The sequence below is a fragment of the Nonomuraea sp. ATR24 genome (assembly GCF_041950485.1).
Taxonomy (GTDB): Bacteria; Actinomycetota; Actinomycetes; order Streptosporangiales; family Streptosporangiaceae; genus Nonomuraea; species Nonomuraea ceibae.
This window is the reverse complement of record NZ_JBGNUU010000002.1, coordinates 212,119-234,132: the sequence shown is the minus strand read 5'-3', so window position 1 is coordinate 234,132 and position 22,014 is coordinate 212,119. Positions and strand designations below refer to the sequence as shown.

Genomic DNA, 22,014 nt, shown 5'->3' with positions numbered 1-22,014 from the left:
CACCTGTTGCAAATTTGCATCCGATGAGCTTTTCTGGAGATCGAGGCGAGAGGAGCCCATCAGATGACCGATCTGACCATGACCACCCGGCGCGAACGCCCCTTCGACCCGCCGGACACCTTCACGCGCATCCGGCAGCAGGCCGCGGTCCACCGGATGACGTACGCCGACGGCCACGAGGGCTGGCTGATCACCGGCTACGACGAGGCCCGCGCCGTGCTGGCCGACCCGCGCTTCAGCAACCGGCCCGAGCTCATGCACCCGCCGATCGCCCGGCCCGGCTTCAAACCGGAGGACGCCGGCAGGTTCAGCGTCCCGCCCGGCTTCTTCCTGCGCATGGACCAGCCCGAGCACACCCGCTACCGCAAGCTCCTCACCGGCCAGTTCACGGTCCGCCGGATGAAACTGCTCGAACCGCGCGTCCAGGAGATCGCCGAATCCTGCCTGGACGCCATGGAGGCCGGGCCGCGCCCCGCCGACCTGGTCGAGGCGTTCGCGCTGCCGATCCCGTCCCTGGTCATCTGCGAGCTGCTGGGCGTCCCGTACGAGGACCGCGAGCGGTTCCAGGACGACTCCCGCATCCTGGTCAACCTGGAGACCAAGGCCGACGACGCGCTCGCCGCGCTCGGCCGGATCTCCGCGTACCTGAGCGGCCTCATCGGACGCAAGCGCGCACACCCCGAGGACGACCTGCTCAGCGGCCTGGCCGTGGGCGGCGAGCTGGACGACGCCGAGCTCACCGGCGTCGCGATCCTGCTGCTGATCGCCGGGCACGAGACCACCGCCAACATGCTCGGCCTCGGCACCTACGCCCTGCTCACCAACCCCGACCAGCTCGCCGCCATGCGCGACGACCCGTCGGTGGTCGACAACGGCGTCGAGGAACTGCTGCGCTACCTCAGCATCATCCACCTGGGCCCGATCCGGGCGGCGCTGGAGGACGTCGAGATCGGCGGGCGGCTCATCGCCAAGGGCGACGCCGTCACCCTCCACCTGCCGGTCGTCAACCGCGACCCCGGCCGCTTCCCCGGCGCCGACACCCTCGACGTCACCAGGCCCGCGGGCGGCCACCTGGCCTTCGGCCACGGCATCCACCAGTGCCTCGGCCAGCAGCTCGCCCGCATCGAGATGCGCATCGGCTACGCGGCCCTGCTGCGCCGCTTCCCCGATCTGCGCCTGGCCGTGGAGCCGCACGAGGTGCCCATGCGCACGGACATGAGCATCTACGGTGTGCACCGGCTGCCCGTCACCTGGTAGGTCTAGAACATGGAGATCAAAGCCGACACCACGGTCTGCATCGGGGCGGGCATGTGCGCGCTCACCGCGCCCCAGGTGTTCGACCAGAGCGAAGACGACGGCACAGTCATGCTGCTGAAGCCCGAGCCGCCCGCCGACCAGGAGGACGCGGTCCGCCGGGCCGTGACCCTCTGCCCGTCAGGGGCGATCGCGATCGCCTGACGCCGGTGGCCGCCCGTCCTCCACGGGCCGGCGGCCACCGGCGTCACTGACGGCCGGGACGACCTCGTACACGCGGGTCGTCCCGTACACGTCGCCGGGCCGCCCGCCGCGGCGCGTCACCGTGCGCACGTGGCGGAAACGCCCGGTCCCGAGCAGGTACGCCTCCTCGACCGGGTTGAAGTAGATCACCGTGATCGGGCGGGGCCGCCGGTCGGCCGAGGCGATCAGGCCGTCCATCGTGGCCGCGAAGATCTCGCCCCTGAACGGGTTGTTCAGGAACACCACCGTGGCGTCGTCCGGGATGACGTAGTCCAGCACGTCGGAGTTGACGAACTCGACGCCGCCCGCGCGCAGCCGCAGCCGGGTGCCGGCCAGGTTCGCCCGCGCCACCTCGGTCAGCTCCGCCGACAGCTCCACGCCGATCACCCGCCTGAACGGGTAGCGGCTGGCCGCCTCCAGCGCCATCCGGCCCTTGCCCGCGCCCAGGTCCACGAACACGTCGCCGCCGCCCACGTGGTCCCGGGGCAGCGCGCGCCGCAGCGTGCCCCAGTGGGCGGGGGAGTAGTAGACCCGTTCCGGATGGTCGAGCCCGAAGTCCGACAGATCGGCGAAATCGGCCGTGCTGACGCCGAACCGCCGGTCGTACAGCAGCCGCGACAGCCGGTTGCGCACCGAGCGCAGGCTCAGCGGGCCGCCCAGGTGCATCACGTCCTCGCCGAGCTGCAGGCCCGCGTCGAAGGCGAACGCGGCGGGCGCGCCGATCGCCACCGCGCCGATCAGCAGCGGCACCCGCCCCCGCACCGCCCCGGTGAACCTGGCCAGCGAGCTCGTGTCGTACGCGACGGTCATGGAGCCTCTCCTCGGGGGTGTGAAGTCGGGGCGGATGGCACGTTCCCGGGCGTACGCGCTCCCGGACGTCAGGAGCCGGTCGCGAGCTCCCGGTTCACCCGGGCGGCCACGAGGTGCGCGCGCCGGCCGATCAGCGCCAGCCCGCCCACCAGCAGCAGCGCCTGCGCCAGGGCGAACGCCACCCCGGCCGGCTCCGGCAGGTCCAGCGCCGCCTCGGCGGCCACGGCGGCGGCCAGCACCCCCGCCATGACCAGCGCCAGCCCGCGCATCGGCCCCCGCGCCCAGGCGTGCGCCGCGTCCCATGCCTCACGCGAGGCCAGCGTCTCGCGGGTGCGCAACCCGGCCAGGCCGTTACGGGAGTCGGCCGCGCCGGACTCGTCGTGGAACGGGACCAGCAGCAACGCGAGAGCAGGAAGGGTCAGGATCGCGGTCATCAGAACGGGGCCCATGCCGGTCATGCTAGCCAGGGCCGGGACGGGCGTCAGGCCTCCCCCGGGCGACGGTTCGGCGGCTCTTGGGACACGCTGATCGAACCTGTGTTCGTGGAACAGGTTGACACCGAGCGTGATCGAAATTATGTTCGACCTAGTGGCGTGAGGCTCGCGGCTCACGTCGTCGGACCTGGTCGTGGGTGCCGCTTCCCCCACGCGGCACCCGCGGCCAGGCTCCACGGGCGAAGGGCGCGTCCTCGTCGTCGGCGGAGACGAGTGGGCGCGTCCTGGCCGGACGGGGAGAGGGGAAGCTCCTCGTCCGGCCGGCCCGGCGGAAATGTCGGTGCGGTCTGCGATTGTTGACCTCACCGGCTGGACGCCGGGGAGTCGCCCCACGACTCGAAGGAGGCGCGCAAGATGGCACCACGGCACAGAGACACGCCCGGGCCCCGGCTGTCGCCTGCGGTTCGGGCACACCTGACCGACTCCCGTTCCTGCCTGGCGGAGGCGGCCGCCGCCCGCACCCCGGCCTCGCGCTACGTGTCGGCCCACCTCGCGGCCCTGCGCGCGGCAGCGGCGATCCTCGCCGCCCGCCCCCGGCCCATGGAAGGCCGCCGGCGTCGCCTGCGCAGCGCCTGGGAGCTGCTGCCCGAGGCCGAGCCCCAGCTCGCCGAGTGGGCCGCCTACTTCTCGGTGAGCGCCGCCAAGCGCGCCGCCGCCGAGGCGGGCATGGTCCGCGGCGTCAGCGCCGCCGACGCCGACGAGCTGCTGGCCGAGGCCGACACGTTCGTCTCGACGGTGGAGGACCTCCTGGGCGTCCCCGCCCAGCCCCAGCTCCCCACCGCCGTCCCCCTCGCGGGCTGACGCCCTCCCGCTTCGCACGCGGGTGGACCCTCACGTCCGGCACGTGAGGGCGCCGCCGCTGCCCGGCCTCACGCCCGTGGTGTGACGCCTGCGGCCGGGCCGCCTGCCGTGGCGGCGCTCCGGGCTGCCCGGCGCGGCAGCCCCCGTTCGGCGTACGCGCATGCCGTCGACGGCCCGCGCCCGATTCCGACGCGCCGCCCTCACGCCTCTCCCGGGACCGCGGACGGCCGAACCGCGTGGCGGGAAGCCCGTTGGGCCCGCAGGCAGGTCGTCCCCGGCTCCCGTGAAGGCCGCCGCCACCCTGGCCTGGTCTTCCCGGGCGCGGCCCCGGCTGGGTCCTCCGGGCGCAGCCCTGGCCCATTCTTCCCGGGCGCGCGCCCAGGGCCCGGTCTTTCCGTGCGCGTTCACGGCCCGTCCCCTTGGGGGCGTTGCCCCCGGCCGGCCTTCCCGGAGGCGATCCCAGCGGGCAGCGGCGGGCCAAGTCCTTCGCGAAGGCGGCCCCAGCGCCCGGGAAGGCGGTTTCCGCGCCCCAGGAGGGCACTTGTGGCCCCTTGGGGCACCTTGGGTGTGTTCGTCGCCTGGAGAGCGTTCTCCGGCCCTTAGGGAACGCTCCCACGTGCCCGCAGGGCCGGTCCTGGGCCCCGAAGAAGGGGCGGGGTGGGTTGGGGAGCGGCCGGCGGCGGGAGAGGGCGGGAATGGTGACCAGATTGGCGTGCTTTGTTGGGTTTGTCCTAAAACGGTCAACATGCCAGTAAATGAGCATGAAAAAGGGGCGCTCCGTGGGTCTCGGGCGCCCCTTGGGGAGTCGGTCGCGGGTCAGAAGGACTCGACGGCGCGCCGGGCCTCGGCGTCGAGGACGCCCCAGCTGATGAGCTCCTCCGTCAGCTCACTCGGCGACTTGTCGTAGATGACCGCAAGGGAGCGCAGGTCCTCCTGGCGGATCGACAGGACCTTGCCGTTGTAGTCGCCACGCTGGCTCTGGATGGTGGCGGCGTAGCGGGCCAGGGCGCCGGCCTTCTCCTTGGGCAGGGTGGCAAGCCGCTCCAGGTCGATGACAAGCTTGGGCGTCGGCCCGAGCGGGCTCGGCGCGGCGCCGCCCGGCAGCAGCTCCGAGACGGGCACCCCGTAGAAGTCGGCAAGCTCGGCAAGCTTCTGCACGGTGACGGCGCGGTCGCCGCGCTCGTACGAGCCCACGACCACGGCTTTCCACCTGCCGCGCGACTTCTCTTCGACTCCGTGCAGGGACAGGCCCTGCTGGGTGCGGATGGCGCGGAGTCGTGCACCCAGCGACTTTGCGTACTCAGACGGCATTGTGTGGCCCCCCGGCTCTCGTATCTATAGCTCTCAGTAGATTGTGCTCCCTTGCGGCGAATGCCTGAGCCACCGGGGGTACGGTGCCGGGTCCGGCGCCATGGGGTGGCCGTGGCCCCCGGGCTGCCCCCGGGAACGCCGCGCGGTGTTGGTTACGCTCAGTGACGGTAAAGGGGTGGACGCCTAAGGTCAAGCTGATTGGAAAAAAGATGCCGAATCCGATCCGGTATGGAACGCCACTTAAGCCCCTCATGTCCCGGTGGTAACACTACTTCGTCATAGTTTGCCGAGTAACAGGGCCGGTTTCGGCACCGGGGCGAAAGCGGATCAGGGCTGACGGGTCAGGATCATGACCGGCCTGGTCGCCGCCCGTACGATCTTGATGCTGGTGTCGCCGAGGAACACCCGCCTGAGTGGCCCCGAGTCGCTGGAGGCGCAGATGACCAGCTCGCCGGGCAGCCACGTGCCCGCGCGCATGGCCTGGGCGACGTTGCGGCCCTCCAGGATCTCCACCTCCACCTGGGTGCGCCGCCGGTGGCCCCGGGCGGCCGACTTCAGGTCGGCGGCGGCCTGGTCGCGCAGCCGGGCCAGCATCTCCTCCTCGGCCCTGGCCGGGCGGCCGCTCCTGAGCACCAGCGTGACCAGGCGCAGCGGCAGGTCCAGGCCGGTGGCGATGGCGGCGGCGCGCTTGACGGCGGCGTCCGCGCCGGGGCCGCGCCGGTAGGCGACGGTGAGGCGCTCAAGCGCGGCGGGCGGCTCGTCGGCGTAGCCGCGCGGGGCCAGCAGCACCGGCACCGGCGAGGCGTGCAGGAGCTGGTCGGCGGTGCTGCCGAGGGCGATACGGTCCTTGCCGCCGCCGGGCGCCGACCCGATGACGACCACGTCCGCCGAGCGCTTGCGCGCCAGCTCCACCAGCCCGCGCCCGCTGCCCTTGTGCGTGTAGGCGAGGTAGGCGGCGTTCTCCCCGATCTCCTTGCCGGCCAGCTCGCCGGTCAGCTCGCGCGCCTGGTCGAGGGTGGCGGCGGCCTGCTCGTCGAGGTAGGCGGCCCACGCCCCGGCGTCGGCGCGCGCCGGTCCCGGCGGGCCCCAGGCGGGCGGCTTGACGGCGGCGACCGTCAGCCGCGCGCCGGTCTGCCTGGCCAGCAGCACGGCCAGCGTCAGCCCGTCGCGGCCCCGGGCCTCCGGGATGAATCCGGTCAGCACGTTCTCGAACCGCATCAGCGCACCTCGGCGTTCAACCGCGAGTGGCGGTAGCCGTACAGGAAGTAACAGACGAGCCCGGCCAGCATCCACAGGCCGAACGCCGCCCAGGTGACCCCGGCCAGGCCGGCCATCACCAGGACGCACAGGATGACGCCGAGCACCGGCGTGAGGGGGAACAGCGGGGCGCGGAAGCTGCGCGGCAGGTCGGGGCGCCGGTAGCGGAGCACGAGCACGCCGGCGTTGACGATGGCGAAGGCGAACAGCGTGCCGATGCTGGTGGCCTCGGCGAGCTGGCCGAGCGGGACGAGCCCGGCCAGCACCGCGATGAACAGCGTGACGATGAGCGTGTTGGCGACCGGCACCTGGCGGCGCGGGTTGACCCGCTGGAAGATCCGCGGCACGAGCCCGTCGCGGGACATGGCGAACAGGATGCGCGTCTGGCCGTACATGACGGTCAGGACGACGCTGGCGATCGCGATCACCGCGCCGAACGAGACGACGAGCCCCGCCCACGTGGAGCCGGTGGCCAGGTCGGCGATGAGCGACAGGCTGGCCTCGGTGCTCTCGGGGTCGAAGTCCGTCCACGGCATGGCGCCGATGGCGGCCAGCGCGACGAGCACGTACAGCAGGGTGACGACGGCCAGTGACAGCACGATGGCCAGCGGCAGGTCGCGTTTGGGGTTCTTGGCCTCCTCGCCCGCGGTGGAGGCGGCGTCGAAGCCGATGTAGGAGAAGAACACCTGCGACGCGGCGGCCGTCACCCCGGCGACGCCCATCGGCGCGAACGGGGCGAAGTTGCCCGCCTGGAAGCCGGTGAACGCCACCACGCAGAAGAACACCAGCACGGCGATCTTGATGAGCACGAACACGCTGTTGGCCGTGGCGCTCTCGGAGGAGCCGCGCAGCAGCACCCAGGTGGCCAGCAGCACGATGAGGATCGCGGTGACGTTGACGACGCCGCCGTCCTGGCCGGGCGAGCGGGTGACGGCGTCGGGCAGCGTCCAGCCGGTCAGGCCGTACAGGAAGGCGTTGAGGTACTCGCCCCAGCCGACGGCGACGGCGGCGACGGAGACGGCGTACTCCAGCATGAGGCACCAGCCGCACACCCAGGCCACGAGCTCGCCCATGGTCGCGTACGCGTAGGAGTAGGACGAGCCGGACACCGGGATGGTCCCGGCGAGCTCGGCGTACGACAGCGCGGAGAACAGGGCGGTGATCGCCGCCAGCACGAACGCCAGCACCACCGCCGGTCCGGCCTTGGGCACGGCCTGGCCGAGGATGACGAAGATGCCGGTGCCCAGCGTGGCGCCCACGCTGAAGAGCGTGAGCTGCCACAGCGACATGGTGCGGCGCAGCTCGCCGCCCTCGCCCCGGCCGCCCTCGGCGACGATGCGCTCGGCCGGCTTGGTGCGCAGCAGGCCGCGGATCAGTGACACGGCGGGCCCTCAGATGCCGTCGCGTTCGAGCGGGCAGCTCATGCAGCGCGGCCCGCCCCGGCCCCGGCCGAGCTCGCTGCCCCGGATGGTGATGACCTCGATGCCGTTGTCGCGCAGGTAGTTGTTGGTCGTGGTGTTGCGCTCGTAGGCGATGACGACGCCCGGCTCGACGGCCAGGCCGTTGCAGCCGTCGTCCCACTGCTCGCGCTCGGCGGCGGAGACGTCCTGCGTCGGCGTCAGCACGGTGATCTCCGGCAGGTCCAGCGCGTGCGCGATGGCGGCGTGCATGTCCTGCGGCGGATGGTCGGTGACCAGCAGCTCCTTGTCGTTGCGGCCGGGCTCGATCGTGTAGGCGGGCAGCATGCCGAGCCCGGCGTACTTGGTGAACACGCCCTCGTCCAGCATCGTCATGACGGTGTCGAGGTGCATGAACGCGCGGGCCTTCGGCATGTTGAGCGCCACGATGCGGCGCGCCGAGCCGGCCCTGAAGAGGTTGCGGGCCAGCATCTCCACGGCCTGCGGCTGGGTGCGCTCGCTCATCCCGACGAGCACCGCGCCGCGCCCGATGACGAGCACGTCGCCGCCCTCCAGCGTGGCCGGCGCCACCGCGTGCCCCGGCATCCACACGTGGTAGCCGCCCGGCCCCGGCCGGTCGAAGCCGCCGGCGAACATCGGGTGGAACTGGTAGATCGCCTCCATGTTCACCGTCTCGCGCATCCGCGCCTTCTTCTTCATGGCGTTGATGGACACGCCGTCGTACACCCAGCAGGAGGTGTCGCGGGTGAACAGGTGGTTGGGCAGCGGCGGCAGGATGAAGTCGTCGCGGCCGAGCGTGTGGAAGGCCACCGACCGCGGCTCGCAGCCCAGCGCGGCCAGCTCGCCGCGGGTGATGCCGCCGGTCAGGTACGTGGACAGCGTGCCGGCGTCCATGGCGTCGAGCGCGTTGCGGATGTCGTCGACCGCCACGGGGCCCAGCCACCGCTCGTCCACGACCGCGTCCAGGATGTGCTTGCGCGCCTCGGGGATCTCCACCGTCTCGCCGAGCAGGTCCGACAGCAGGTGCACGACGACGCCCCGGCCGCGCAGCACCTGCTCGAACTCGCGGTGCTCCTCGACCGCCCGCTGCACCCACAGCACGTCGTCGAAGAGGAAGGCGTCCTTGTTGGACGGCGTCAGCCTCTTCAGCGACAGCTCCGGCCGGTGCAACAGGACCTGGTGGAGCCGGCCCACCTCCGAATCGACGTGAAATGTCATTTTCCCTCTATCCCCGGAAACCCCCTGTGTGACCCATCACCTGACGCCTACCCCGCCGTTGCCGCTGGTAGCCGCCTGGTACTGTGTGTGCCGACCAGCATCCTTTAAGACCCGTCCTGTGAGGCGGGAAAGGTGGTGAATCCCTCATGTCCGAATCCAGGGCCGTGCTCGAAGGCCCGGACATCCATCGGGCGCTCACGCGCATCGCGCACGAGATCCTCGAACGAACCAAGGGCGCCGACGAAGTCGTCCTCCTCGGCATCCCGACCCGCGGCGCCACGCTGGCCCGCCGGCTCGGTGACCGCATCGAGCAGTTCGAGGGGCTGAAGATCCCCGTCGGCTCGATCGACATCACCATGTACCGCGACGACCTGCGCCGCGGCCCCGTCCGCCCGCTCGGCCGCACCGAGGTGCCCGCCGACGGCATCGACGGCCGGACCGTCGTCCTCGTCGACGACGTCCTCTACTCCGGCCGCACCGTCCGCGCCGCCCTCGACGCGCTCAACGACCTCGGCCGGCCGACCGCCGTCCAGCTCGCCACGCTCGTCGACCGCGGCCACCGCGAGCTGCCGATCCGCGCCGACTACGTCGGCAAGAACCTGCCCACGGCCAAGAGCGAGAAGGTCAAGGTCTTCCTGCAGGAGATCGACGGGCGCGACGCGGTCCTGCTCATGAAGGAGGACGCCAGATGAACCGTCATCTCATCTCCGCCGGCGACCTCACCCGCGACGACGCGCTGCTCATCCTCGACACCGCCGAGGAGCTGGCGAGAGTCTCGGAACGTTCCATCAAGAAGCTGCCCACGCTGCGCGGGCGCACGGTGGTCAACCTGTTCTTCGAGGACTCCACCCGCACCAGGATCTCGTTCGAGGCGGCGGCCAAGCGGCTGTCCGCCGACGTGATCAACTTCTCGGCGAAGGGGTCGAGCGTCTCCAAGGGCGAGTCGCTCAAGGACACCGCGCTGACGCTGGAGGCGATGGGCGCCGACGCCGTCGTCATCCGGCACGGCTCGTCCGGCGCGCCGCACCGGCTGGCCAACTGGGTGCACGGCAGCGTGGTCAACGCCGGCGACGGCACCCACGAGCACCCCACCCAGGCGCTGCTCGACGCCTTCTCGATGCGCCGCCGCCTCGGCTCGCTCGACGGGCGCCGCATCACGATCGTCGGCGACGTGCTGCACAGCCGGGTCGCCCGCTCCAACGTGCTGCTGCTGCACACGCTCGGCGCCGAGGTCACGCTGGTGGCCCCGCCGACGCTGCTGCCGGTCTCGGTCGACACCTGGCCGTGCGCGGTCTCCTACGACCTCGACGGCGTGCTGCCCAAGTCCGACGCGGTGATGATGCTGCGCGTGCAGAAGGAGCGGATGAACGCCGCCTACTTCCCCAGCGAGCGCGAATACTCCCGGCGCTACGGCCTCGACCGTGACCGGTTCGCCAAGCTGCCGGAGGAGGCCATCGTCATGCACCCGGGTCCGATGAACCGGGGCATGGAGATCGCCGCCGAGGTGGCCGACTCGCCCCGCTCGACGATCGTCGAGCAGGTCGCCAACGGGGTGACCATCCGCATGGCCGTGCTGTACCTGCTCCTCGGGGGGGAGATCGCGTGATCATTCACAACGTCCGGATTCTCGGCGGCGAGCCGGTCGACATCCGCATAGCCGACGGCGTCGTGGCCGAGGTCGGCACCGGCCTGACCGGCGGCGAGGTGATCGACGGGCAGGGCGCCGTCGCGCTGCCCGGCCTCGTCGACCTGCACACCCACCTGCGCGAGCCGGGCCGCGAGGACGCCGAGACCGTGCTCACCGGCACCCAGTCGGCGGCCCGCGGCGGCTACACCGCCGTGCACGCGATGGCCAACACCTCGCCCGTCGCCGACACCGCCGGCGTCGTGGAGCAGGTCTGGCGGCTCGGCCGCGAGTACGGCCTGTGCGACGTGCACCCGGTCGGCGCCGTCACGGTCGGCCTCGACGGCCGCCAGCTCGCCGAGCTCGGCGCGATGGCCGACTCCGCCGCCCGCGTCCGCGTCTTCTCCGACGACGGCAAGTGCGTCAGCGACGCCGTGCTCATGCGCCGCGCGCTGGAGTACGTCAAGGCGTTCGACGGCGTCGTGGCCCAGCACGCCCAGGAGCCCCGGCTCACCGAGGGCGCCCAGATGAACGAGGGCGTCGTCTCCGGCAGGCTCGGCCTGACCGGCTGGCCGGCGGTCGCCGAGGAGGCGATCATCGCGCGTGACTGCCTGCTGGCCGCCCACGTCGGCTCCCGCCTGCACGTCTGCCACGTCTCCACCGCCGGCTCGGTCGAGATCCTGCGCTGGGCCAAGTCCAAGGGCTGGAACATCACCGCCGAGGTGACCCCGCACCACCTGCTGCTGACCGACGACCTCGTCGAGGAGTCGCCGGCCGGCGCCTACAACCCCATCTACAAGGTCAACCCGCCGCTGCGCACCCGCGCCGACGTCGAGGCGCTGCGCGCGGCGCTGGCCGACGGCACCATCGACGTCGTGGCCACCGACCACGCCCCCCACCCGGTGGAGGACAAGGAGACCGAGTGGTCGGCCGCCGCCATGGGCATGGTCGGCCTGGAGACGGCGCTCAGCGTGGTGCAGGAGGCCATGATCGACACCGGCCTGCTCGACTGGGCGGGCGTCGCCGACCGCATGTCGGCCGCGCCCGCGCGCATCGGCCGCCTGGCGGGCCAGGGCCGCCCGATCGAGCCCGGCTCACCGGCCAACATCACCCTGTACGACCCGTCCGTCCGCACCGAGGTGGACCCCTCAGCGTTCGCGTCCAAGAGCCGCAACACTCCGTACACGGGCATGACCCTGCCCGGCCGGGTCGTGGCGACGTTCCTGAGGGGCAAGCCCACCGTTCTCGAAGGGAAGCTGGCGTGACCAACGCGGTTCTCGTCCTGGAAGACGGCCGAGTCTTCCACGGAACTCCCTACGGCGCCGAAGGCGAGACCTTCGGCGAGATGGTCTTCAACACCGGCATGACCGGCTACCAGGAGACCCTGACCGACCCCTCCTACCACCGTCAGATCGTCGCGATGACGGCCCCGCACATCGGCAACACCGGCGTCAACGACGAGGACCCCGAGTCGGGCCGCGCCTGGGTCGCCGGCTACGTGGTGCGCGAGCCGTCCCGGGTGGTCTCCAACTGGCGGGCCACCCGCTCGCTCGGCGACTACCTCAAGGACCAGGGCGTCGTCGGCATCGCCATCCCCGGCACCCGGGCGCTCACCCGCCACCTGCGCGAGCGCGGCGCCATGCGGGCCGGCATCTTCTCCGCCCCGTCGGAGCCGGTCGAGGAGCTCGTCGAGCGCGTCCGGCAGTCGCCCCGCATGCAGGGCGCCGACCTGTCCGGCGAGGTCACCACGGCCGAGCCGTACGTGGTGCCGGCCGTCGGCGCGAAGCGGTTCACCGTCGCCGCCGTCGACCTGGGCATCAAGGGCATGACACCACAGCGGATGGCCGAGCGCGGCTGCGAGGTGCACGTGCTGCCCGCCGGAGCCACGTTCGAGCAGATCATGGCCGTCGAGCCCGACGGGGTGTTCCTGTCCAACGGGCCGGGCGACCCCGCCACCGTCGACGTCACCGCGCTGCGGCAGGTCCTGGAGGCCCGGGTGCCGTTCTTCGGCATCTGCTTCGGCAACCAGATCTTCGGCCGCGCCCTGGGCCTTTCCACCTACAAGCTGCGCTACGGCCACCGGGGCGTCAACCAGCCCGTCCAGGACGTGCGCACCGGCAAGGTGGAGATCTCCGCCCACAACCACGGCTTCGCCGTCGAGGCGCCGCTCGACGGCCCGTTCGACACCCCGTACGGGCCGGCCGAGGTCAGCCACGTCAACCTCAACGACCGCTGCGTGGAGGGGCTGCGCCTGCTCGACGGGCGCGCCTTCAGCGTGCAGTACCACCCCGAGGCCGCCGCCGGGCCGCACGACGCGGCCTACCTGTTCGACGAGTTCTGTGAGGTCATGCGTCGTGCCCAAGCGTGAGGACATCAGCTCCGTCCTGGTGATCGGCTCCGGTCCGATCGTCATCGGGCAGGCGTGCGAGTTCGACTACTCCGGCACCCAGGCGTGCCGCGTGCTGCGGGCCGAGGGCTTCCGGGTCATCCTGGTCAACAGCAACCCGGCGACGATCATGACGGACCCGGAGTTCGCCGACGCCACCTACGTCGAGCCCATCACCCCCGAGTTCGTCGAGAAGATCATCGCCAAGGAGCGGCCCGACGCGCTGCTGCCCACGCTCGGCGGCCAGACCGCGCTCAACACCGCGGTCGCGCTGCACGAGGCGGGCGTGCTGGAGCGCTACGACGTCGAGCTGATCGGCGCCGACTTCGACGCCATCCAGGCCGGCGAGAACCGCGAGAAGTTCAAGGAGATCGTCGCCAAGGTCGCCCGCGAGCACGGCCTCAACGCCGAGTCGGCCCGCTCGCTCATCTGCCACACGATGGACGAGGTGCTGGCCGCCGCCGGCGAGCTCGGCTACCCGCTGGTGGTGCGGCCGTCGTTCACGATGGGCGGCGTCGGCTCCGGCTTCGCCTACGACGAGGAGGGCCTGCGGCGCATCGCCGGGGCCGGGCTCGACGCCTCGCCGACCACCGAGGTGCTCCTGGAGGAGTCCATCCTCGGCTGGAAGGAGTACGAGCTGGAGGTGATGCGCGACAAGGCCGACAACGTCGTCATCGTCTGCTCGATCGAGAACATCGACCCGATGGGCGTCCACACCGGCGACAGCGTCACCGTCGCGCCCGCGCTCACCCTGACCGACCGCGAATACCAGAACATGCGCGACGTGGCCATCGCGGTCATCCGCGAGGTCGGCGTCGACACCGGCGGCTGCAACATCCAGTTCGCGGTCGACCCGCGCTCCGGCCGCATGATCGTCATCGAGATGAACCCGCGCGTGTCGCGCTCGTCGGCGCTCGCCTCGAAGGCCACCGGCTTCCCGATCGCCAAGATCGCCGCCAAGCTGGCCATCGGCTACACGCTCGACGAGATCCCCAACGACATCACCAAGGAGACCCCGGCCTCCTTCGAGCCGACCCTCGACTACATCGTGGTCAAGGTGCCGCGCTTCGCCTTCGAGAAGTTCGCCGGCGCCGACCGCACGCTCACCACGCACATGAAGTCCGTGGGCGAGGCGATGGCCATCGGCCGCTCCTTCCCCGAGGCGCTGCAGAAGGCGCTGCGGTCGCTGGAGAAGAAGGACTCGTCCTTCACCTGGGCCGGCGAGGTGCGTCCCAAGGACGAGCTGCTGGAGGAGTGCCGCGTCCCGCACGACGGCCGGCTGCGCACCATGCAGCAGGCGATCAGGGCGGGCGCCACGCCCGAGGAGCTGTTCGAGGCGACCAGCGTCGACCCGTGGTTCCTCGACCAGCTCTTCCTGCTGGACGAGGAGGCCCGCGAGCTCGCCGCGGCCGACGACCTGACCGCCGAGACGCTCCAGCGGGCCAAGCGCCACGGCTTCAGCGACGCGCAGATCGGCGAGATCCGCGGCATCGACGAGGCCCGGGTCCGCGACCTGCGTCACGCGCTCGGCCTGCGGCCCGTCTACAACACCGTCGACACCTGCGCCGCCGAGTTCGCCGCCCGCACGCCCTACCTCTACTCGGCCTACGACGAGGAGAGCGAGGTCCCCTACGGCGAGCGCGAGAAGGTGATCATCCTCGGCTCCGGGCCCAACCGCATCGGGCAGGGCATCGAGTTCGACTACGCGTGCGTGCACGCCTCGTTCGAGCTGGCCAGGGCCGGGTTCGAGACCGTCATGGTCAACTGCAACCCGGAGACCGTCTCGACCGACTACGACACCTCCGACCGGCTCTACTTCGAGCCGCTCACGCTGGAGGACGTCCTGGAGGTCGTGCACGCCGAGCAGCAGACCGGCCCCGTCGCCGGGGTCATCGTGCAGCTCGGCGGCCAGACGCCGCTCGGCCTCGCGCAGGCGCTCAAGGACGCGGGCGTGCCCGTCGTCGGCACCTCGCCGGAGTCGATCCACCTGGCCGAGGAGCGCGGCGCGTTCGGCCGGGTGCTGGCCGAGGCCGGGCTGCCGGCGCCCAAGCACGGCACCGCCACCACGGTCGCCGAGGCGCTGGCCGTCGCCGAGGAGATCGGCTACCCGGTGCTCGTGCGGCCCTCGTACGTGCTCGGCGGCGCCGGCATGGCCATCGTCTACGACGACGAGACGCTCACCACCTACATGGCGGCCCAGGAGGGCGGCCACCCGGTGCTGGTCGACAAGTTCCTCGACGAGGCCATCGAGATCGACGTCGACGCGCTCTACGACGGCTCCGAGCTCTACCTGGGCGGCGTCATGGAGCACATCGAGGAGGCCGGCATCCACTCCGGCGACTCGGCGTGCGCGCTGCCGCCCATCACGCTCGGCAGCCACGACATCAAGCGCATCCGCGCCGCCACCGAGGCCATCGCCGCCGGGGTGGGCGTGCGCGGCCTGCTCAACGTCCAGTACGCGATGTCGGCCGGCGTCCTGTACGTCCTGGAGGCCAACCCGCGCGCCAGCCGCACGGTGCCGTTCGTGTCCAAGGCGACCGCGGTGCCGCTGGCCAAGGCGGCGGCCCGGGTCATGCTCGGCGCCACGCTCGCCGAGCTGCGCGCCGAGGGCATGCTGCCGACCGGCGGCGACGGCGGCACGCTGCCGCTGGACGCCTCGATCGCGGTCAAGGAGGCGGTGCTGCCGTTCAACCGCTTCCGCGGCGTCGACATCGTGCTCGGGCCGGAGATGCGCTCGACGGGCGAGGTCATGGGCATCGACGCGTTCTTCGGCACGGCTTTCGCCAAGTCGCAGGCCGCGGCGTACGGTGAGCTTCCGACGAAGGGACGCGCGTTCGTATCCGTCGCCAACCGCGACAAGCGTGCGATGATCTTCCCGGTGAAGGCGCTCGCCGACCTCGGGTTCGAGATCCTCGCCACCGAGGGCACGGCCGAGGTGCTGCGCCGCAACGGCGTCCATGCCAAGATCGTGCGAAAGCACAGCGAGGGGACCGGTCCCGGAGGTGAGCCCACGATCGTGCAGTGCATCCTGGACGGCGAGATCGACCTGATCGTCAACACGCCGTTCGGCAGCCCCGGCCAGTCCGGGCCGCGCCTCGACGGCTACGAGATCCGCACCGCGGCGGTGCTGCGCGGCGTGCCGTGCATCACCACCGTCTCCGGGCTCGCCGCCGCCGCGGCGGGCATCCAGGCGATCGTGCGGGGCGACGTCGGCGTACGGTCCCTCCAGGAGCACGCGCAGGCACTACGGGGCTAGCTCCCCCAGGAGGTGAAGCAGACTGGCCGGCACTCCGGTGCAGGTGACGGGCACGGTGCTGACGACGCGCCGGGTCGACGCCTACCATGCGCTGACCGTGGTGGCGCCCGGCATCGCCGAGCGCTACCGCCCCGGCCACTTCGTCTCCGTCGCGGCCGGGGGCGCCGGCACGTCCATGGTGACGCGGCGCGCCCTGTCCATCCACGACGTCAAGTCTGATTACGGTGGCACGGTGGAGCTGGTCTTCACCGTGCGCGGTCCCGGCACGGCGTGGCTGGCCGAGCGGCGCGCCCGCGACACGCTGGACCTGGTCGGCCCGCTGGGCCGGCCGTTCCCGCTGCCGCGCGATCCGGTGCACTGCGTGCTGGTCGGCGCCGAGTACGGCTCGGCCGTGCTGTTCCCGCTGGCCGACGCGCTGCTGGAGCGCGGCTGCCGGGTCGACTTCGTGCTCGGCGCGGCCAGCGCGGACCGGGTGTTCGGCGCGATGCGGGCCCGGCGGATGGCCGAGACGACCACGCTGACGACCGAGGACGGCTCGCTCGGCGTGCGCGGCCGGGTCACCGACGCGCTGCCGTCGGTGATCGCCGACACGCACGCCGACGCCGTCTACGCGTGCGGGCCGATGGAGTCGCTGCGGGCGGTGACCGCGGTGGCGATGGAGTTCGACATCCCGGTGCAGGTGGCGGTGGAGGAGGCGATGGCGTGCGGCATCGGCGTCTGCATGACGTGCGTGCTGCCGGTCATCGGCGACGACGGCGTCACCCGGATGGTCCGGGCGTGTGCGGAGGGGCCGGTGTTCCGGGGGGAACGGGTGCGCTTCGAGGACGTGGGAACGATCCCGTTCGACGCTCTCGGCGCCCCGGGGGGCGGTGCCCGCCATGCCGGCTGAGGGGTAACGATATGTCGGTTGATATGCGTACGTTCCTGGCGCATGTGGAGCTGGCGAACCCCGTCACCACGGCCGCCGGCTGCGCCGCCTCCGGGCGCGAGCTGGCCCAGTTCTTCGACCTGCACCGGCTGGGCGCGCTCACCACGCGCTCGATCACGATGGCGCCGCGCGCCGGCCGCCCCACGCCCCGGATGGCCGAGACGCCCTCCGGCATGCTCAACGCCGTCGGCCTCCAGGGCCCCGGCATCGACGCCTTCCTTGAACGCGAGCTGCCCTGGCTGGCCCAGCGCGGCATCAAGACCATCGTCTCCATCGGCGGCGGCACCGTGGCGGAGTATTCGGAGCTGGCCCGCAGGCTGGCCGACGCGCCCGGCGTCACCGCCCTGGAGGTCAACCTGTCGTGCCCCAACATGGAGGACCGGGGCCGCGTCTTCGCCCGCGAGGGCAGCGCCGCCGCCGAGGTGATCGCCTCGGTCCGGTCCATCATGCGCTACGACGTGCCCGTGGTGGCCAAGCTGGCCCCCGACGTGGCCGACATCGTCGCCGTCGCCCGCGCCAGCGTCGACGCCGGGGCCGACGCCCTGTCCATGATCAACAACCCGCTGGGCATGGCCATCGACACCGAGACGCTGCGGCCCTCGCTGGCAGCCGTCACCGGCGGGCTGTCCGGCCCCGCCGTCCTGCCCCTGGCCGTGCGCTGCGTGTGGCAGGTGCACGCCGCCCTGCCCGGCGTCCCCATCGTGGGCGTCGGGGGCGTCATGACGGGCCAGGACGCCTTCCAGCTCATCCTGGCGGGCGCCTGCGCCGTGGGCGTCGGCACCGCCCTGTTCCACGACCCGTACGCGTGCCTGCGCATCGAGCGCGAGCTCGAGGACCTGCTCCGGGCGCGCGGCTTCCAGCGGCTGGCCGACGCCGTCGGCCTGGCCCACCGTCCGCCGGGCAGCGCGCCCCGGCACCTGCTCGTCGACTCCGAGGAGAGCACGCCTTGACTCCCGCTCCCATAGCCGTCGCCCTCGACGCCCCCGACCTGGAGACCGCCGCCAGGTGGGCCGGGCTGGTGACCCCGCACGTCAGCACCGTCAAGGTGGGCCTGGAGCTCTATATGCGCTACGGGCCCGACGTGATCGCCTCCGTGCGCGGGGCCAGCGGGGTGCGGGTCTTCCTCGACCTCAAGCTCCACGACATCCCCAACACCGTCTCGGGCGCCGCCAGAGCCGTCTCCCGGCTGCGGCCCGCCATCCTCACCGTGCACGCCGCCGGCGGGCCCGCCATGATCAGGGCCGCCGTCGAGGCCGCCCCCCACACGCAGATCGCCGCCGTCACCGTGCTGACCTCCCTGTCGGAGGACGACCTGGCCCGCATCGGGCTGGCCGGGCCCGCCGACGACGCCGTCCGCCGCCTGGCCGCGCTCTCCGTCGAGGCCGGCGCCACCGCGCTGGTCTGCTCCCCCCACGAGGTCGCCGCCGTACGCGCCGAGGTGGGGGAGGGCGTCACGCTCATCACCCCCGGCGTCCGGCCCGCGGGCTCGGCCACCCAGGACCAGGTCCGGGTGGCGACCCCGGAGCAGGCGCTCGCCGACGGCGCCGACCTCCTGGTCATCGGCCGCCCCATCACCGGCTCCCCGGACCCGGGCGCGGCGGCCGCCGCCATCGCCGCCTCCCTGCGCCGCTCCGGCCCTTCCTGACAGCCGCGGACGCTCCGGGGGCCGGGCGCGTGTCAGTGCCCGGCTCCGGACCCTCCGCGGGACGGCTCGCCAGGCGTCGCCGTGACGCTCGTGCGAGGGCACGCCGGAGGAAGATCTCGAAAGGTCCCCCACGGGTTTCGGACACAGGTCAACCCGGCTTTCGGACACAGTGCGCCCGCCCTGTCGTGATCATCGTAGCGCCCCCGGGCAGCACCGCGCGCACGGCCGAGAAGCGGGAAGTGAGGGCGATTTGATCAGCAGAAAGTGATTTTACCATCACCCAAAGTGATGAAGTCGACTTTGTGGCGAGAGAAACCGCTCTTGACGTTGCTTAGGGGGCGATGACCAGCTAGTTTCCCTTCCCGTCCGAGTACATCGACAGAAATTCGAGGTGACCCGGCGTGGCTCTTCCTCCCCTGACCCCTGAGCAGCGCGCCGCAGCCCTGGAGAAGGCTGCCAAGGCCCGTAAAGAGCGTGCCGAGGTCAAGAACCGGCTCAAGCATGGCGCGGTTTCTCTGGCTGAGGTGCTCAAGGATGGGCAGACCGACGACGTCATCGGCAAGATGAAGGTGTCGGCACTGTTGGAATCGCTCCCCGGCGTGGGCAAGGTCCGCGCCAAGCAGCTCATGGAGCGGCTCGCCATCGCCGAGTCCCGCCGCGTGCGGGGTCTCGGCGCGAACCAGAGGGCCTCCCTCGAGCGCGAGTTCGGTGGCAACGAGAGCTAATCTCGGTTCCACACGAAAACGCTGGTTCAACGGGGGGTAGGAAGTGACCGACAGGTCCTGGTCCGGCAGTGTAAGGGCCCACGAGGCAGTCGGAGCGGGCGCAAGAGTCGGCGGCTTCCTCCCCTCGCGCGAAAGGCGGCTGACGGTCCTGTCAGGGCCGTCAGGCGTCGGCAAGTCCACGGTCGTCGCCGAGCTCCGGCGGGCACACCCCGAGGTGTGGCTGTCGGTCTCGGTGACCACCAGAAGCCCCCGGCCCGGCGAGGTGCACGGGGTGCACTACTTCTTCGTCGACGGCGAGGAGTTCGACCGGCTCGTCGCGGCCGGTGAGCTGCTGGAGTGGGCGGAGTTCGCGGGCAACCGCTACGGCACGCCGCGCCAGGCCGTGCTCGAAAGGCTGGCGGCGGGCGTGCCCACGCTGCTGGAGATCGACCTGGAGGGCGCCCGGCAGGTGCGGCGCAGCATGCCGGAGTCGCTGCTCGTCTTCCTGGCCCCGCCCACCTGGGAGGAGCTGGAGAAGCGGCTGCGCGGCCGGGGCACCGAGCCCGAGGACGTCATCGCCAGGCGGCTGGCGGCCGGCCGGGTCGAGATGGCGGCCGAGGAGGAGTTCGACCTCACGCTGGTGAACACGGATGTCAAAGACGTGTGCCACCGGCTGATAGCCTTGATGACCGACCCTCAGGGGGTCATCACAACCACCAAGCGAGAGGTCTGACAATCGTGGCAGGAGTCGCCCCGGTCGCCGAGGGCATCACCAACCCTCCGATCGACGCGCTGCTCGACATCGTCGACAGCAAATACTCTCTGGTGATCATGGGCGCCAAGCGGGCCCGCCAGATCAACGCCTACTACTCCCAGCTCGGCGAGGGCCTGCTGGAGTACGTCGGCCCGCTCGTCGAGACGCACGCCCAGGAGAAGCCGCTGTCCATCGCGCTGCGCGAGGTCTCCGAGGGCCTGCTCAACGCCGAGCCCATCGAAGGCGCGGCCTGACCGCTCGATGAAGGTCGTCCTGGGCGTCGCCGGCGGCATCGCCGCGTACAAGGCGTGCGAGCTGCTGCGCCTGTTCACCGAGTCGGGGCACGAGGTCCGGGTGGTCCCCACCCGTGACGCCCTGCGGTTCGTGGGCGAGCCCACCTGGGCCGCCCTGTCGGGCAACCCGGTGACGACCGACGTGTGGGAGAGCGTCCACGAGGTGCCCCACGTGCGCATCGGCCAGGCGGCCGACCTCGTCGTGGTCGCCCCCGCCACGGCCGACCTGCTCGCCAAGGCCGCCCACGGGCTGGCCGGCGACCTGCTCACCAACACGCTGCTGACCGCGCGCTGCCCGGTGGTGTTCGCGCCCGCGATGCACACCGAGATGTGGCAGCACCCGGCCACCCGCGCCAACGTCGCCACCCTGCGCGAGCGGGGCGCGATCGTGATCGACCCGGCCGTCGGCCGGCTCACCGGGGCCGACACCGGGCCCGGCCGCCTGCCCGACCCCGCCGAGATCTTCCAGGTGTGCCTGCGCGTGCTGCGCGGCGCGCCGCGCGACCTGGCCGGGCGCAAGGTCGTCGTCTCCGCCGGCGGCACCCGCGAGGCCCTCGACCCGGTCCGCTTCATCGGCAACCGCTCCTCCGGACTCCAGGGCTACGCGCTGGCCCGCACCGCCGCCGCCCGGGGCGCCGAGGTGACCGTGGTGGCCGCCAACGTCGCGCTGCCCGACCCGGCCGGAGCCGCCGTGGTGCGGGTGGAGACCACCGCCGAGCTGCGGGAGGCCGTCATGGCCGCCGCCGCCTCCGCCGACGTGGTCGTCATGGCCGCCGCCGTCGCCGACTTCCGGCCCGCCGACCGGCAGGACGTGAAGATCAAGAAGACCGACGGCGAGCCCGACCCGATCCGGCTGGTGAAGAACCCCGACATCCTGGCCGAGCTGGGCCGCGAGCGCGGCGCGTACCCGAAGGTGATCGTCGGCTTCGCGGCCGAGACCCACGACGTGCTCGCCAACGGGCAGGCCAAGCTCGCCCGCAAGGGCTGTGACCTGCTGGTCGTCAACCAGGTCGGCGAGCACTTGGCCTTCGGCACCCCCGACAACGCCGCGACCGTGCTCGTCGCCGGCGGCGACCCCATTGAGGTGCCCCGGGGGCCCAAGGAGGACGTGGCCGACGCCGTCTGGGACGCCGTCGCCGCCCGCCTGTCCTGAATCCCGTACGGGCAGCTAACCGCTCGGATGGATTACCTGATCACCTGTTGCGGGATCTCCCTATAGCTACGGATACTGGGCCAAAGGGGGACGGGATGCCAATAAGTGCTGCTGTCAGGGACCGATGCAGGACGGTTCTCGGCCATCGTGGCGCGATCCGCTACGTCTTCCCGGCGCTGTCCGTCGGGCCGCCGGGGGCCGCCAACTTCCTCGTCGTCGTCACCGACCTGGCCGTCTCGGTGCTCGCCACCCGGATGCTCAGGAGCGACCGCCCGGTCTCGGTGCACGCCACGTTCCCGCGCAACACGCGGCTCGGGCCCATCCGTCACGGCCCGTCGCCGGTCATCGAGCTCGGCGACATGCTCTTCGAGTTCGACGACGAGTACGCGGCCGTGGTCGCCGCCGCCGACGCCGAGGTGTTCGCGCCGGAGACGCTGCCGCTCGACCCCCTGCCCCATCTCTGAA

22 protein-coding genes are annotated in these 22,014 nt (G+C 72.0%); 16 read left to right on the top strand and 6 right to left on the bottom strand.

Translation table 11 applies throughout. The features are described from left to right. Positions 1-63 precede the first annotated feature (63 nt). Both ACBI99_RS04940 and ACBI99_RS04935 read left to right on the top strand, forming a co-directional pair. Positions 64-1,257 carry a cytochrome P450 gene (locus ACBI99_RS04940; protein WP_375071746.1) on the top strand — a complete coding sequence of 398 codons (1,194 nt, stop codon included), beginning with the start codon at positions 64-66 and terminating at the stop codon, positions 1,255-1,257. A 9-nt stretch (positions 1,258-1,266) separates the two neighbouring features. Then, entirely contained in the window at positions 1,267-1,458 is a 192-nt protein-coding gene (locus tag ACBI99_RS04935; RefSeq protein ID WP_219507217.1) for a ferredoxin, read from the top strand. On the opposite strand, the gene ACBI99_RS04930 is transcribed toward ACBI99_RS04935, so the two are convergent. Beyond that, complete coding sequence (locus tag ACBI99_RS04930; protein WP_246645234.1) at positions 1,435-2,307, bottom strand: trans-aconitate 2-methyltransferase; 873 nt, start codon at positions 2,305-2,307, stop codon at positions 1,435-1,437. The two genes, ACBI99_RS04935 and ACBI99_RS04930, sit on opposite strands and share 24 nt — an antisense overlap. 68 nt (positions 2,308-2,375) lie before the next feature. After that, the gene (locus ACBI99_RS04925) at positions 2,376-2,756 is read right to left on the bottom strand and encodes an SdpI family protein (RefSeq protein WP_219507218.1); all 381 of its coding nucleotides are present in this window, start codon (positions 2,754-2,756) and stop codon (positions 2,376-2,378) included. Between the two features lie 399 nt (positions 2,757-3,155). On the opposite strand from ACBI99_RS04925, the gene ACBI99_RS04920 reads away from it, so the two are divergent. After that, positions 3,156-3,602: an SAV_6107 family HEPN domain-containing protein gene (locus tag ACBI99_RS04920; RefSeq protein WP_219507219.1), complete on the top strand. Its 447-nt coding sequence runs from the start codon at positions 3,156-3,158 to the stop codon at positions 3,600-3,602. 816 nt (positions 3,603-4,418) lie between these two features. On the opposite strand, the gene ACBI99_RS04915 is transcribed toward ACBI99_RS04920, so the two are convergent. The 4 genes from ACBI99_RS04915 to ACBI99_RS04900 form a co-directional block, all read right to left on the bottom strand. Then, entirely contained in the window at positions 4,419-4,913 is a 495-nt protein-coding gene (locus tag ACBI99_RS04915) for a transcriptional regulator (protein WP_026214021.1), read from the bottom strand. Between the two features lie 327 nt (positions 4,914-5,240). After that, positions 5,241-6,131 (bottom strand): universal stress protein, encoded by an 891-nt coding sequence (locus ACBI99_RS04910; RefSeq protein ID WP_375071745.1) that lies wholly within the window; start codon positions 6,129-6,131, stop codon positions 5,241-5,243. Then, positions 6,131-7,552, bottom strand: a complete 1,422-nt coding sequence (locus ACBI99_RS04905; RefSeq protein ID WP_219507222.1) for an amino acid permease — start codon at positions 7,550-7,552, stop codon at positions 6,131-6,133. Before ACBI99_RS04905 ends, ACBI99_RS04910 begins: the two co-directional genes overlap by 1 nt. A gap of 9 nt (positions 7,553-7,561) precedes the next feature. Next, complete coding sequence (locus tag ACBI99_RS04900; protein ID WP_219507223.1) at positions 7,562-8,806, bottom strand: arginine deiminase; 1,245 nt, start codon at positions 8,804-8,806, stop codon at positions 7,562-7,564. A gap of 146 nt (positions 8,807-8,952) precedes the next feature. Here ACBI99_RS04900 and pyrR point away from each other — a divergent pair, with 146 nt between their 5' ends. From pyrR to ACBI99_RS04835, 13 genes are all read left to right on the top strand, one after another. Beyond that, complete coding sequence (pyrR, locus tag ACBI99_RS04895) at positions 8,953-9,498, top strand: bifunctional pyr operon transcriptional regulator/uracil phosphoribosyltransferase PyrR (RefSeq protein WP_219507225.1); 546 nt, start codon at positions 8,953-8,955, stop codon at positions 9,496-9,498. Further along, positions 9,495-10,412 carry an aspartate carbamoyltransferase catalytic subunit gene (locus ACBI99_RS04890; protein ID WP_219507227.1) on the top strand — a complete coding sequence of 306 codons (918 nt, stop codon included), beginning with the start codon at positions 9,495-9,497 and terminating at the stop codon, positions 10,410-10,412. The genes pyrR and ACBI99_RS04890 overlap by 4 nt, the downstream gene beginning before the upstream one ends. Then, on the top strand, positions 10,409-11,695 hold the full coding sequence (locus ACBI99_RS04885) for a dihydroorotase (protein WP_219507228.1): 1,287 nt from the start codon (positions 10,409-10,411) through the stop codon (positions 11,693-11,695). Before ACBI99_RS04890 ends, ACBI99_RS04885 begins: the two co-directional genes overlap by 4 nt. Beyond that, positions 11,692-12,798 carry a glutamine-hydrolyzing carbamoyl-phosphate synthase small subunit gene (gene carA, locus ACBI99_RS04880; protein WP_219507230.1) on the top strand — a complete coding sequence of 369 codons (1,107 nt, stop codon included), beginning with the start codon at positions 11,692-11,694 and terminating at the stop codon, positions 12,796-12,798. The genes ACBI99_RS04885 and carA overlap by 4 nt, the downstream gene beginning before the upstream one ends. Beyond that, on the top strand, positions 12,785-16,072 hold the full coding sequence (carB, locus tag ACBI99_RS04875) for a carbamoyl-phosphate synthase large subunit (protein ID WP_219507231.1): 3,288 nt from the start codon (positions 12,785-12,787) through the stop codon (positions 16,070-16,072). The genes carA and carB overlap by 14 nt, the downstream gene beginning before the upstream one ends. A gap of 22 nt (positions 16,073-16,094) precedes the next feature. Further along, a complete protein-coding gene (locus ACBI99_RS04870) occupies positions 16,095-16,961 on the top strand; it encodes a dihydroorotate dehydrogenase electron transfer subunit (protein ID WP_246645242.1) in 867 nt (288 codons plus the stop codon). A gap of 11 nt (positions 16,962-16,972) precedes the next feature. Then, entirely contained in the window at positions 16,973-17,950 is a 978-nt protein-coding gene (locus ACBI99_RS04865) for a dihydroorotate dehydrogenase (protein WP_219507234.1), read from the top strand. Beyond that, entirely contained in the window at positions 17,947-18,645 is a 699-nt protein-coding gene (gene pyrF / locus ACBI99_RS04860) for an orotidine-5'-phosphate decarboxylase (RefSeq protein ID WP_219507235.1), read from the top strand. Before ACBI99_RS04865 ends, pyrF begins: the two co-directional genes overlap by 4 nt. Positions 18,646-19,046: 401 nt before the next feature. Then, positions 19,047-19,370: an integration host factor, actinobacterial type gene (gene mihF / locus ACBI99_RS04855; RefSeq protein WP_020541698.1), complete on the top strand. Its 324-nt coding sequence runs from the start codon at positions 19,047-19,049 to the stop codon at positions 19,368-19,370. Positions 19,371-19,509: 139 nt separating this feature from the next. After that, on the top strand, positions 19,510-20,082 hold the full coding sequence (gene gmk, locus ACBI99_RS04850; protein WP_246645243.1) for a guanylate kinase: 573 nt from the start codon (positions 19,510-19,512) through the stop codon (positions 20,080-20,082). 5 nt (positions 20,083-20,087) lie between these two features. Next, positions 20,088-20,357 carry a DNA-directed RNA polymerase subunit omega gene (gene rpoZ, locus ACBI99_RS04845; protein WP_219507237.1) on the top strand — a complete coding sequence of 90 codons (270 nt, stop codon included), beginning with the start codon at positions 20,088-20,090 and terminating at the stop codon, positions 20,355-20,357. Positions 20,358-20,364: 7 nt separating this feature from the next. Beyond that, positions 20,365-21,549, top strand: coding sequence for a bifunctional phosphopantothenoylcysteine decarboxylase/phosphopantothenate--cysteine ligase CoaBC (gene coaBC, locus ACBI99_RS04840; RefSeq protein ID WP_357586569.1), 1,185 nt, complete (start codon positions 20,365-20,367; stop codon positions 21,547-21,549). A 95-nt stretch (positions 21,550-21,644) separates the two neighbouring features. Further along, complete coding sequence (locus ACBI99_RS04835; protein WP_219507239.1) at positions 21,645-22,013, top strand: hypothetical protein; 369 nt, start codon at positions 21,645-21,647, stop codon at positions 22,011-22,013. Position 22,014 lies beyond the last annotated feature (1 nt).

Excerpts from the sequence above, each read along its gene's own strand:
- ACBI99_RS04940 (WP_375071746.1), top strand. The coding sequence starts at position 64 with ATGACCGATCTGACCATGACCACCCGGCGCGAACGCCCCTTCGACCCG.
- ACBI99_RS04935 (WP_219507217.1), top strand. The coding sequence starts at position 1,267 with ATGGAGATCAAAGCCGACACCACGGTCTGCATCGGGGCGGGCATGTGC.
- ACBI99_RS04930 (WP_246645234.1), bottom strand. The coding sequence starts at position 2,307 with ATGACCGTCGCGTACGACACGAGCTCGCTGGCCAGGTTCACCGGGGCG.
- ACBI99_RS04925 (WP_219507218.1), bottom strand. The coding sequence starts at position 2,756 with ATGGGCCCCGTTCTGATGACCGCGATCCTGACCCTTCCTGCTCTCGCG.
- ACBI99_RS04920 (WP_219507219.1), top strand. The coding sequence starts at position 3,156 with ATGGCACCACGGCACAGAGACACGCCCGGGCCCCGGCTGTCGCCTGCG.
- ACBI99_RS04915 (WP_026214021.1), bottom strand. The coding sequence starts at position 4,913 with ATGCCGTCTGAGTACGCAAAGTCGCTGGGTGCACGACTCCGCGCCATC.
- ACBI99_RS04910 (WP_375071745.1), bottom strand. The coding sequence starts at position 6,131 with ATGCGGTTCGAGAACGTGCTGACCGGATTCATCCCGGAGGCCCGGGGC.
- ACBI99_RS04900 (WP_219507223.1), bottom strand. The coding sequence starts at position 8,806 with ATGACATTTCACGTCGATTCGGAGGTGGGCCGGCTCCACCAGGTCCTG.
- pyrR (WP_219507225.1), top strand. The coding sequence starts at position 8,953 with ATGTCCGAATCCAGGGCCGTGCTCGAAGGCCCGGACATCCATCGGGCG.
- ACBI99_RS04890 (WP_219507227.1), top strand. The coding sequence starts at position 9,495 with ATGAACCGTCATCTCATCTCCGCCGGCGACCTCACCCGCGACGACGCG.
- ACBI99_RS04865 (WP_219507234.1), top strand. The coding sequence starts at position 16,973 with ATGTCGGTTGATATGCGTACGTTCCTGGCGCATGTGGAGCTGGCGAAC.
- coaBC (WP_357586569.1), top strand. The coding sequence starts at position 20,365 with ATGAAGGTCGTCCTGGGCGTCGCCGGCGGCATCGCCGCGTACAAGGCG.
- ACBI99_RS04835 (WP_219507239.1), top strand. The coding sequence starts at position 21,645 with ATGCCAATAAGTGCTGCTGTCAGGGACCGATGCAGGACGGTTCTCGGC.